The 12,813-nt window shown below is 34.7% G+C and carries 6 protein-coding genes and 1 pseudogene; all 7 read left to right on the forward strand.

Features of this window, described 5'->3' with window-relative positions; all coding sequences use genetic code 11:
- Window positions 1-74 precede the first annotated feature (74 nt).
- A complete protein-coding gene (locus tag IGJ23_RS06065) occupies window positions 75-2,573 on the forward strand; it encodes a vitamin B12-dependent ribonucleotide reductase (protein ID WP_207432295.1) in 2,499 nt (832 codons plus the stop codon).
- Between the two features lie 22 nt (window positions 2,574-2,595).
- Window positions 2,596-3,159, forward strand: a pseudogene (locus IGJ23_RS06070) (cob(I)yrinic acid a,c-diamide adenosyltransferase).
- A gap of 111 nt (window positions 3,160-3,270) precedes the next feature.
- Window positions 3,271-3,669 (forward strand): DUF4430 domain-containing protein, encoded by a 399-nt coding sequence (locus IGJ23_RS06075; protein WP_438774695.1) that lies wholly within the window; start codon window positions 3,271-3,273, stop codon window positions 3,667-3,669.
- A gap of 477 nt (window positions 3,670-4,146) precedes the next feature.
- Complete coding sequence (locus IGJ23_RS06080) at window positions 4,147-4,626, forward strand: hypothetical protein (RefSeq protein ID WP_251849774.1); 480 nt, start codon at window positions 4,147-4,149, stop codon at window positions 4,624-4,626.
- Window positions 4,627-4,751: 125 nt separating this feature from the next.
- Window positions 4,752-6,980 carry a hypothetical protein gene (locus IGJ23_RS06085; protein WP_251849772.1) on the forward strand — a complete coding sequence of 743 codons (2,229 nt, stop codon included), beginning with the start codon at window positions 4,752-4,754 and terminating at the stop codon, window positions 6,978-6,980.
- A gap of 561 nt (window positions 6,981-7,541) precedes the next feature.
- The gene (locus IGJ23_RS06090) at window positions 7,542-11,720 is read left to right on the forward strand and encodes a hypothetical protein (RefSeq protein ID WP_438774696.1); all 4,179 of its coding nucleotides are present in this window, start codon (window positions 7,542-7,544) and stop codon (window positions 11,718-11,720) included.
- 269 nt (window positions 11,721-11,989) lie between these two features.
- Complete coding sequence (gene racE, locus IGJ23_RS06095; RefSeq protein ID WP_207432275.1) at window positions 11,990-12,811, forward strand: glutamate racemase; 822 nt, start codon at window positions 11,990-11,992, stop codon at window positions 12,809-12,811.
- Window positions 12,812-12,813 lie beyond the last annotated feature (2 nt).

The following is a 12,813-nucleotide window of genomic DNA, read 5'->3' on the forward strand; positions in this document are numbered from 1 at the left end:
AAACACATGATGTAGTGTAATAATAATTAACAAACACTATATATAGTGTTTTTTTATGATAAGGTGGCGATGGAATGGGAATTTATTCAAAAAAATATATAGAAAAACTTAATCAGGATATACGGAATTATCCAGAGGTCAAACCTATTGATCCACAAATGAAACTGACATTTGAAGGGATTTCACGCTTGATCATGTTGGATCGATATACTTACAAAGATCCACATAATCAGACGTTAACCATAGGTGATCTAGTCGTCTTGACGGTACATGCGGATCCACAATACCCGGCTCGTGGAATTGGAACGATCATTCAGCACTCTGGAGACGATTTAACGATCGAAGTGGAAGAGGAATTTCGCTCCTCTTTGACTGATCCTGAAGAAATAGCTCGTGGATTCGTTAAAAGAAACAAAAGTGAAGTTGAAAAACCTTTAGAGCTGTATTATGAACAAATTGCTGCTCGGGTTGCTTCCGGAATTAGTCAAGTCGAGGGCGATAGAAAAGCAGAATTTTTTGAAGATTTTTACAAACAATTGACTGAACAAAATTTGATTCCTGCCGGAAGGGTGTTATATGGCGCTGGTACGCAATCAGAAGTCACATACTTTAATTGTTTTGTCATGCCATTTATTCAAGATTCTCGCTCTGGTTTAGCAAAACACCGAGAAGAAGTCATGGAAATCATGAGTCGTGGTGGTGGAGTAGGAACGAATGGCTCAACCTTGAGACCAAAATCAGCTGTCGTACATGGCGTAAATGGAAAATCTTCTGGTGCTGTTTCTTGGCTCAATGATTTAGCTAATCTCACCCATTTAGTCGAGCAAGGAGGAAGTCGCAGAGGGGCGCAAATGATCATGCTAAATGATTGGCACCCAGATATTTTTGAATTTATTATTTCAAAAATCCAGAATCCATTGATCTTGCAACAGTTGATAACTACAAGTAAAAATCCGCTAATCAAACAGTTGGCAAGTGAGAAACTAGCTTTTTCTCCTTTAACTCAAGAAGAAAGGGAGCTATTTGAAGTCTTGCTTAAGGAAGAGGGGCTTTTGCAATTTGCAGAATATACTTTCATCAAAGAGGCTAAGCAAAAATTAAAAATGGGTGGAAGTTATAGTGTCAAAGATCCTGACTTCTTAACAGGGGCGAATATTTCAATCTGTCTGACAAAGGAATTCATGGCAGCTGTCGCACAAGATAAGACCTATGATTTGCGTTTTCCTGCTATTGACGAGTATACAGAAGTAGAAATGGCTGATTATGATCAACATTGGGCTGAAATCGGTGATGTTCGTGAGTGGGAAGCGACAGGACGTAAAGTGAAAGTTCATCAAACAATTCGAGCCAGAGAGCTTTGGGAATTGATCACTTACTGTGCTACTTATTCTGCGGAACCAGGGATCTTTTTTATTGATAACGCCAATGAGATGACTAATGCTGCTGCCTATGGTCAAAAAGTCGTTGCAACAAATCCTTGTGGAGAACAGCCATTGACACCGTATGCGGTATGTAATCTTGCGGCTATCAATTTAGCGAATATGGTAGATGAGCACCAAGAAATCGATTTTCAAAAAGTTGCAGAAGTGGTTAGAACCAGTGTACGTTTCCAAGATAATGTTATTGATGCGACCCCTTATTTTTTTGACAAGAATGAGCAACAAGCAAAAGGGGAACGTCGTATTGGTTTAGGGGTGATGGGCTTAGCCGACTTATTGATCTATTGCGGCAAAACGTATGGCTCTAAAGAAGGAAATGCGTTAGTCGATCAATTGTTTGAAACGATTGCCGTTACAGCTTATCAAACGTCGATCGAATTGGCAAAAGAAAAAGGAAGTTTTCCTTATTTAGTTGGTAAGAACGAAGAAGAAACACGACAATTACGTGAGCGTTTTATCCATTCTGGGTATATGAAAAAGATGCCAGAACATATTAGGCAAGGTGTCTTAACTTATGGAATCCGTAATTCACACTTATTAACCGTTGCACCAACTGGCTCGACAGGTACGATGACTGGTGTTTCCACGGGATTGGAACCTTATTTCTCTTTTTCCTACTTTAGAAGCGGTCGCTTAGGAAAATTCATTGAAGTACACGCTGAAATCGTTGACGAATATCTAGCGAAACATCCAGAGGCAGATGCCTCAGAGTTACCGGAATACTTTGTCTCAGCAATGGAGCTTTCACCAGAAGCTCACGTGGATGTCCAATGTACGATCCAACGATGGGTTGATAGCTCCATTTCCAAAACAGTCAACGCACCTAAGGGATATCGTGTTAAAGAAGTAGCTGATATTTACGAACGACTTTATCAAGGTGGGGCAAAAGGCGGTACGGTATATGTTGACGGTAGCCGAGATTCACAAGTCCTGACTTTATCAGCGGAAGAAAATAGTTTTACCGATGAGCTAGTAACATCAGAGGTACACCCAGATGTTTTGCTAACAGAAGCTTCAAACGACTCAGCAACGAGTGAAGAGCGCTGTCCGATTTGTCATGAAGGTACAATTGAAGAAATCGGAGGTTGCAGTACTTGCACCCATTGTAAAGTACAACTAAAGTGTGGATTATAAGGTTAAAAAGGAGCATGGTACCATGAAAATCTATACTAAAAGTGGTGATGCTGGGATGACTAGTATTATCGGAGGGCAACGGCTAGCTAAGTCAGCTTCTCGTGTTAGAGCTTATGGAAGTGTGGATGAAATCAATTCTTGGGTAGGAACGATCGTTGCAGAATTAGATCCTGATAAATTTGCGCTTTTGATCGAACAATTAATCCAACTTCAACGATTACTATTTGATATCGGAACAGATTTTGCCACACCAACGGAAGTCAAAGAACGGATCGTGACTAAAAAAGATTTGGAGAAAATGGAAGAAATGATTGATTTTTATCAAGAAAAACTACCGGTGATCGACAAATTTATCTTACCTGGTGGACATCCAGTAGCAGGGCATTTCCATCTTGCCCGAACAGTGACCCGAAGAGCGGAACGTGAAATCACTTAATTGATTTTGGAAGAAACAGAAACGAATCAAATGAGTTATAAACTGATTAATCGGTTATCGGATCTCTTTTTTGTCTTGGCACGTTATGTCAATGTGGTTTATCATATTAAAGAACCATTCTATGAGCGAGCTGGGAAAGTATTCCATTAATTATTTATCAGACCTTACTGTTTGGATTAAAATCTAACTGTCTAAGAATCATATCTATAATGTTTAAAGTGATAACTTAAGTAAATTCTTTTTACAAATTAATAAATAGGAGTGTTTTTTTTGAAGAAATTCATAGTATTATTAGCTGTTTTATCAAGTATGATCGTTATGACTGGTTGTCAATCACCTACCACGACAGAACAATCAAGCGCTCAATCACAAGCCACTACAAAAAAAGTGACCATCACTTTGCAAGAAGAGGGAAAAGAACTATCGGCAAAAAACGTTACTTACCAACCAAATCAGACCTTGTTGGAATTACTAAAAAAACAGTTTTCAGTGAAAGAAGACAATGGTTTTGTGACGGCAATTGATGGGCACGCACAAGACAAAGATAAAGGATTATATTGGACGTTCACAATCAACGGCAAAATGGCGGAAAAAGGAGCAAATGATATTAAATTATCACCTAACGATCAGATAGTGTTCAATTTAGCAACATTCAAGTAAGAGTGTAACAGTTCAAAAATTAACTTGAGCGTGCGATCAAATCTTTCGGATGAACAAGCCTAAAAAGACGAAAATCAGGAGAACTGATTTTCGTCTTTTTATCTAGCTTTAATAAATATTGTGGTAGAAAATAGGCTCCATGTCATTAAGAGTCGATGAATAGTACAAAAACCAGTCAGGGTCATAAATTTCCTCTTTTTAACCAACACATGTAGTTAAGCAAATATTCAGAAAAATAGTTTAAAGGAATAGTTATGTACAGAGGTACTTAAATAAAATTCTTCTGTAGCATAATCCTTTAATAACACTAATCTTAGCCAAATATTCCCAGAGATTAAAAACAATAATCTAGATTCTGAATAAATACAATGGTATAAAATGCCAATAATTTCTTTCTGTGGAAATAAAAGTTCGTGATGTACTTTTTTTTCTGATAAATTTATAAAGCGTATATAAAATCTCAAAGGAGAAAACAGCATGCCAAACAAGGAACAGAATATAAATAAAGACAACGAAGAGAAAGTTATAATACAGTCTCAAGATCAGCATGGTATTTTTAATAGAATAATTAATAAGCTTGAACTTAAAAAAAAGCAACTGAATATAGAAATAAAGAAAAAAAACGGAGAGACAGTAACAGAAACACCTAAAGATCTAGCAAATAGACTAACCAAAAAGTATAAAATTAAGAAACAGAAACATACTAATCTAGAAACTTTAGCAACATTGGGTGAAGATCTTTCTGAATATGATCCAGCTTCAATCGAAGGAATCCTCTCCTATCTTAAACTTTCTCCAGCAGAGAAAAAGCTGTTACAACAAAGAACTATTGAAATGAATAGCAAAGATAGAATAATAATAAATAGTCAAAATAGACTCCTGTTTATTAGCTTTCTTAATGAAAAACATAGACTTAAATCAAACACGCCTTTATCAGAAAAAAAAAAGCTGCACTAATTGAAGACCTTGATAAATTCTATCATACTCCTTTGAAACTTAGTACGTATCATAACTTTATTCTCGATCTGGATATAGTAGCTAGAAGGGATGTAGGTAGGCTTATAAATGATCAACTTCCAAAGGTGAATGAATTAATAACGCAGGTAATAGATGATGTTGCTATAGATATTACAAATAAATACCAACTTTTAGAGAACCACACAGTCTCCGAAGAAAAACTAGAGGCAACAGCAAATGAGATCATGGATTTAAATCTTGATGAGGAAGTGAAAAGGGAGGTTATTGGTAAACTTGAACTATCAAAAGAAGATCGAGCCACTCTCCGGAAAATATATAGAAAAAAACAAGACTCGTTGCAAAAACAGGAAAGTAAGACAAACGCTAATTTAAAAGAGCTTACAAAAGATGACGATGAAATATCATTGTATCAGCAAGTAGATGATGCAGCTATAGCTATCATAAATAAATATCAGCTATCTATCCCCGAAAATAAACTAAAGGCAATAGCAGATGAGATAATGGATTTAAATCTTAGTGGGGAACAAAAAGAGGAGGTTATTTTCCAACTTGGACTACAAACAGAAGATAGTGCCACTCTTTGGAAAATATACAAAATAAATTTGATGAAAGCAGAACAGTTATTTTATCAGCAAGCAAACAATGCTGCTATTCATGCTACTATAGCTATTATCAATAAATATCAGCTTTCAGAGAACCAATCTGTCCCTGAAGAGAAACTAAAGGCAATAGTAAATGAAATTATGGATTTAAATCTTAGTGAAGAATACAAAAGAGAGGTTGTTTTCGAGCTTAAAATATCAGAAGAAGATCGAGCCACTCTTCAAACAATATATAGAGAAAGACAAGAATTTTTTAAAGCGCAAGAAAGTAGGACAGATGCTAAAATAGATGAGAACACAAAAGGTGAAGATAAAGTATCATTTAATCAGCAAGTAGATGATGCAGTTATAGGCATTATAAATAAATATGAACTATCTATCCACGAAAGGAAACTAAAGGCAATAGCAAAGGAGATTTTTAATTTAAAACTTAGTGAGGAACAGAAAGAAGAGGTTATTATCCGTCTTGGAATACAAAAGGGATATAAAGATACTCTTCTCGAAACATTTAAAGAACTACAGAAATGGCCAACACCAGCCCAAAGTAATACAGAAGTTATAATAAGAGGAGCTAAAGCATTACAGTTATTTAATCAGCTAGTACATGATTCAGTTACTTATATTGAAAATAAATATCAACTTTCAGAAGATCAAGCTACTCACCATAGGAAACTAACGGCAATAGCAAAAGAGATTATAGATTTAAACCTTAGTGATGAACAAAAGAGAGAGGTTATTAATGGTCTTGAAATACCAGAAGCTGATAGAGAATCTTTTTGGAAAATATACAGAAAACTTGAGGTATTGCCAAAAATAAAAGAAAGTAAGACAGACTCTAGAGTAAATGATCGGACACAAAATGGACATGGTGGCGATGGGGCACAATTAGTTAATAAAAATAACAATAAGAAACGAATTATCCGAAGAAATTTTGCCGAAGCAGCACCATTTTTTTTTAAGGGAATAAATGATGCTACTATAGCTATTACAAATAAATATCAACTTTCGAATGACCAACCTATCTTCCGAGATAAACTAGAGAAAATGGTAAAAGAGATTATAGATTTAAATCTTAGTGAGCAACAGAAAAGGGTGGTTATTAGAGTACTTGAAATATCAAAAGAGGATAGAGTCGCTCTTAAGACAATGTACAGAGAAAGACAAGACTTGTTAAAAACACAAGAAAGCAAGATAGACGATGAAGTATTCTTTTATCATGGAGTAGATGATGCAACTCTAACTATTATAACTAAATATCAACTTTCAGAGGACCAACCTAATCCCCCAAAAAAACTAGATGCAATAGCAAATGAGATTTTGAATTTAAATCTTAATAAGCAACAGAAAAGAGAGGTTATTTTCGAACTTGAAATACCAGAAATAGATAGAGATAAACTTAATGAATTAATAAATAAAAAAACAACGTTGCTAAACCAGGCAGAAACTTTACAAGAATCAGCTAAAACGAACCTAAGCTCAATATTAAGTCAGGGACTAAATAATTTTTACTCAAAACCAAATACACCACTACAGACATCATTAAAATCAAATTTAAGATCTCTACTAAAGAAAAGTGGGAATAATCTAGGATCGGAACCGCCGATATCGCCAAAACCAAATCCATCAAAAGGTAACCCATTAAAAAGAGTAAACAATCTAGGCTCGAAACCACAGACTCCACTAAACCAAACGATTCACGTATCTAAAGATTTAGATGAATTTAGTCGATGAACCATAATTGCTCAAGACGAATCATTTTCTGAAAAGGGATTGTTCGGCTCTTGCTGTTTTAGGGATGATTAATATTTTTCATCTCTTCGTCAATAAGTACTGATGAGTGATGCAAAATCAAATCTGGGCAAGAAGGTACCCCATTCTTTCTCAGATTTTTTTGTTTTCTCACATTTGTTCGTTAATTAATCAAAAAGTTTCTATTTTTCATGATGTCATTGAATTAAATCCGTAAATTACGTATTTCTATATTTTTATACAGGAATACTATTTTTTTCAAATCACTACACGTGGTTACGCAAATATATTCAGAAAAAAATTATGAAAGAAATAGTTATGTATAAGTGGACTCAAATAAAACTTTATTCATGCATAATCTTTTTGAAAACACTATTCTTGACTAATTATTTTCAGAAATTAAAAATAATATTCTAAAATTTGAACAAATACCATGGTATTAAACTCCAAGAATTTCTTTATTTAGGAATAAAAGTTTTTGATGTCCTTTTTTTTCTGATAAATTTATAAAGCAGTATATAAAAGTGCAAAGGAGAAAACAACATGGAAAAACTAAATAAAAAAAATGGAGAGAAAGTAAGCGTACAGTCCAAAAATCAGCGTGGTATTTTTTATAGACTAAAAGATAGGTTGAAACTAAATAAAAAAAACGGAAAAAAAGTAATTGTACAACCCGAAGATCAGTCTTCACTTGCTTATGAACTAACTAATAAGTATAAACTTGAGAAAAATAAATCTGATGATATGAAAGCACTAGTAGCATTAGGAAAAGATCTTTCTAAATATGCCCCAGCTACAATCGAAGGAATCCTCTTCTATCTTCCATTGACTCCAGAAAAGAAAAACCTGTTTCAACCAAGAAATAGAATAGTACAGCCTGAAGATCAGCAAAGTCATGCTTATAGACTAACCAATAAGTACGAACTAAAAATGGAACGTACTAATCCGGAGAAATTCGCAAAATTAGGTAGAGAACTTTCTAGATATGATCCAGCTACAATCGAAGGAATCCTGTTACATCTTCCACTGATTCCAGAAGAGAAAGACCTGTTACAACCAAGAAATAGAATAGTACAGCCCGAAGATCAGCTTGAACTTGCTGATAGATTAATCGATAAGTATAAACTAAAAAATAAACATACTAATCTGAAAACAATGGCAGCATTAGGAAAAGATCTTTCTAGATATGATCCAGATTCAACCGAAGGAATCCTCTTACATCTTCCATTGATTCCAGAAGAGAAAAAACAGTTAAAACCAAGAAATAGAATAGTACAGCCCGAAGATCAGCTTGAACTTGCTTATAGAATAACCAAAAAGTATAAACTAAAACATCAACATACTAATCTAAAAACATTCGTAGCATTAGGAAAAGATCTTTCTAGATATGATCCAGATTCAACCGAAGGAATCCTCTTACATCTTCCGCTGATCCCAGAAGAGAAAAACCTGTTACAACCAAGAAATAGAATAGTAAAACCCGAAGATCGACTTGAAATTGCTGATAGGTTAACCGATAAGTATAACCTAAAAATGGAACGTACTGATCCGGTGACATTCGCAAAATTAGATAGAGAACTTTCTAAATATGATTCAGATTCAACCGAAGGAATCCTCTTACATCTTCCGCTGATTCCAGAAGAGAAAAAACTGTTACAACCAAGAAATAGAATAGTAAACCCCGAAAATCAGCCTAATCTTGCTTATAGATTAACCAAAAAGTATAAACTAAAAAATCAACATACTAATGTGAAAACATTAGTAGCATTAGGTAAAGAACTTTCTAAATATGATCCAAATTCAACCGAAGGAATCCTTTTACTTCTTCCATTGAATCCAGAAGAGAAAAAACTGTTACAACCAAGAAATAGAATAGCACAGCCCAAAGATCAGCCTGCTCTTGCTTATGAACTAACTGAAGAGAAAAAGCAATCTACTAATGTGGAAACACTAGTAGCATTAGATAAAGATCTTTCTAAAGATGATCCAACTTTAAGCGAAGGAAACATCTCCAATCTTCCATTGAATCCAGAAGAGAAAAACCTGTTACAACCAAGCAATAGAATAGCACAGCCCAAAGATCAGCCTGCTCTTGCTTATGAACTAACTGAAGAGAAAAAGCAATCTACTAATACGGAAACACTAGTAATAGATAAAGATCTTTCTAAAGGCGATCCAACTTCAAGCGAAGGAAACATCTCCAATCTTCCATTGAATTCAGAAGAGAAAAACCTGTTACAACAAAGAACTATTGAAATGGATAGCGAAGATAGAACCTTTTTTATTGACCATTTTAATGAAAAACATAGTCTTAATTCAAACACGCCTTTATCGGAAAAAACAAAAGCTGCACTAATTGAAGACCTTGATAAATTCCATTATCTTCCTTTGAAACCTAGTACGTGTTATAACTTTATTTCCGATCTACATATTACAAATAGAGATGATGTACGTGAGCTTCTAAATGATCAAATTCCCAAGGTGAATAAATTAATAACACAGGTAATAAATAATGCTACTCTAGCTATTACAAGTAAATATCAACTTGTAGAGAACCAATCTGTCCCTAAAGAGAAACTAGAGGCAATAGCAACTGAGATTATGAATTTAAATCTTGTTGAAGAACAGAAAAGGGAGGTTATTGCTAAACTTGAAATCTCAAAAGAAGATCGAGCTACTCTTGGAGAAATATACAGAGAAAAACAAGACTTGTTGCAAACACAAGAAAGTCAGAAAGACGCCGAAATAAAAGCTGCTACTATAGCTATTACAACTAAATATGAACTTTCAGAGGATCAATCTAACTCCTCAGAAAAACTAAATAAAACAGCAAAAAAGATTGCGAAATTAGATCTTAGTGATGAACAGAAAAGAGAGGTTATTCTCGAACTTAAAATACCAGAAAAAGATCAAGACACTCTTCTATCTATATACGAAGAACAAAAGAAAGCTGCTACTATAGCTATTATAAAAAAATACAAACCTAACGCCCAACATGATCTAAAGGAAATAGCAAAACATATTGCGAATGAAAGACGTAATAATGTCAAAAAAAAATCAACAGAATCAGAACAATTATTTCAGCAGAATGTACATGCTGTTGCTACTACTATTACAAATAAGCATCAGCTTTCAGAGAAACGACCTGCAAACCCGAATAAACTACATAGAATAGCAAATGAGGTTGTGAATTTAAACCTAAATATAGACCAGAAACTGGAGCTCATGCGTACGCTTGCCTTGACACAAGCAGACAAAGACAAGCTTCGGAATATATTCTCAAATAGTGTAATAAATGATAAGATCGTACCCCTATTGGCTGAAGAAATAAAAGTAGCTTACCAACTTTCAGAGAATAAAACTATCTCTCCAAAGGATTTACATAATATAGCAATTACCATTGAGAATAGTTCTCTTGATAAAAAGTATATAGATGCGGTTCCAAACGCTCTTGTCATGACAAGAGAAGATAAAGAGACACTTCGGGATATGATCAGAGAAAGAGCGAAACAACAAACAGAAATAAAACAAGAAAATGAAGCAGACATTAAAATAAATGGGAAGACCATAGCTGAAGTACTAGATGACAACGCACTATTGCTATCTCGAGCAATGAACACTGCATTAGAACTTAAAGAGAACAAAAAGGTAGAACCAGAAATACTATCTATGATGGCAGAATTTATTGGTAGCAGAAAACTTAATGAAATAAATAGACGCAATATGCCTTATATGCTTACTCTGACTAAAGAAGATAAAAAAGAGCTTAATGAAATAACAAATGAAAAAACAACATTGCTAAATAAGGAACTCGAAATTTCACAAGAACCAGCTAAAATGAACCTAAGTTCAACATTAAGTCAAGGACTAAACAATTTAGATTCAAAACCAAAGAATCCACTACAGACATCACCAAAACCAAATTTAAGAACTCTACTAAATCAAAGTGAGAATACTCCAGGCTTGGAACCAAATACGTCGCCAAAACCAGGAACTTTACCAAAAGCACCAGCCCGAATTAATCTATTAAATGTTGTGGTACAGAATAAGATAGTCTCCCTATTGGCTGAAACAATAAAAGTAAATTATCAACTTTCAGAGAATAAAACTATCTCTCCAAAGGATTTACATGAAATAGCAATTACCATTGAGAATAGTTATCTTGATGAAAAGTATATGGATACACTTTCTGATAATCTTGTCATGAGAATAGAAGAAAAAGAAGCACTTCGGGATATAATCAGAGAGAGAGCGAAACAACAAACAGATAAAAAACAAGAAAATGAAGCAGACATTAAAATAAATGGGAAGACTATAGCTGAAGTAGTGGATGACAACGCGCTTTTGTTATCTCGAGCAATGAACACTGCATTAGCACTTAACGAGAACCAAAAGGTAGAACCCAAAATGCTATCTACGATGGCGGAATTTATTGGTAGCAGAAAACTTAATGAAATAAATAGACGCAATATACCTTATATGCTTACTCTGACTAAAGAAGATAAAAAAGAGCTTAACGAAATAATCAATGGAAAAACAACTTTGCTAAGTAAGCTTCCCGAACTAGATAGAACAAACCCAAATCCAATAGATCAAGTTCCATTACCATTGAATCAAAGACTAAGTAATCTAGGATCGGAACAAAATACTCCACCAAAACCAAACAAAAATATAAAACAAATGAATTCTTTATCTCAAGGATCAGCTGAAGTTAGTCGATAAACCATAATTGCTCAGAGACTGGGACAAAACTTGTCTCAGTCTCTTCTAGTATCTCTAAAACGAATCGCAATCATTCATGATAAGTGTAGATAAAGAGCAATCTTCATCTGCTAAAAACAACTAACTTAAGATCATTAAGTCAAACTAGTGATTCTTTAGATCGACTGTGTGAGCTATTCAAGCTTTATGGATAGAAGTACAAAGGTAGTACTTGAAAAATCACCTTAAAAAGTCCACAATAAGGAAGATAGAATTTATTGAGAAAAAGGATGATACTATTGACTGATAATCGCCCGATTGGTTTTATTGATTCAGGTGTTGGTGGATTGACGGTGGTCAAAGAAGCATTGAAACAATTACCAAATGAAAATATCTTATATGTTGGAGATACTGCCCGTTGCCCCTATGGTCCTAGACCGGCAGAACAAGTGATCGAATTTACTTGGGAAATGACGAATCATTTGGTGGAACAAAACATCAAAATGTTAGTGATTGCCTGTAATACTGCTACTGCGGTTGCTTTAGAAGAAATCAAGGCGGCACTTCCTATTCCAGTCATTGGTGTGATCTTACCTGGGACAAGAGCAGCTGTTAAACAAACAAGAAATAAACAAGTAGGGATTATCGGAACCCTCGGAACGATCAAAAGTCGTGCTTATGAAACAGCGCTGAAAACGAAGGTACCTGAACTTGCCGTGACTAGTTTGGCTTGTCCAAAATTCGTTTCGGTAGTGGAAAGTAATGAATATCATTCGTCAGTTGCAAAAAAAATCGTTGCCCAGACACTAGCGCCATTGGTTACTAAGAAAATCGATACATTAATATTGGGTTGTACCCATTACCCTTTGTTACGTCCGATTATCCAAAACGTTATGGGAGAAAGTGTAACATTAATCGATTCAGGTGCAGAGACTGTCGGGGAAGTTTCGATGTTGCTGGACTATTTTGAAATCAGCAATTCAGTCAGTGAGGGTCGGACGTTATGTCAATTCTATACGACTGGTTCAGCTAAGCTTTTTAAAGAGATTGCACAAGATTGGCTGATGCTCGATCAGTTGAATGTTGAGCATATTGAATTAGGAGGGAAATAACA

The sequence above is a fragment of the Enterococcus sp. DIV1682a genome (assembly GCF_051711005.1).
GTDB lineage: Bacteria > Bacillota > Bacilli > Lactobacillales > Enterococcaceae > Enterococcus_B > Enterococcus_B hirae.